Origin of the sequence: Campylobacter sp. S4:11, assembly GCF_024723695.1 — a bacterium.
Lineage (GTDB): Bacteria > Campylobacterota > Campylobacteria > Campylobacterales > Campylobacteraceae > Campylobacter_D > Campylobacter_D jejuni_C.
Window position 1 is genome coordinate 1 of sequence record NZ_JANQDC010000105.1, and the last position, 387, is coordinate 387.

At 28.2% G+C, this 387-nt stretch carries 1 pseudogene; it reads left to right on the forward strand.

What is annotated here, in order from left to right:
• Positions 1–387: pseudogene (locus tag CAMP5053_RS08420) on the forward strand (hypothetical protein); the annotation flags it as partial.

Here is a 387-nt window from a genome sequence, read left to right on the forward strand (position 1 = left end):
AGATATTTAGATCCTAATCTTTACACAGGACAAAGTTCTACTTTACTTGAGTTTAAAGATTGGCAAAGTATTTATTTAAAAGATCCTATAAAAGGAGCTATAGCTCCTTGGACTAAAGCAGAAAAAGCTTATTATAAATCTTTAAAAACTAAAAGAGAAAGATATAAGTATTTAGTTATAAGAAGTGGATTAAGAAGCACTGTTATAGATATACCTTATGAAGCTTATTGCAATGTAGATGAAAAAGGAAATTTAATCAATGAAGATTATAAAGAACTTTATAAAAAAGTAGAAAGCAATAGAGGCTTAGCTCATTTAAGTAATGGATATTTATTTATGGGTGAATGGGAATTAGCAGCAGGGATACTAGGAGATATAAAAGGCTTT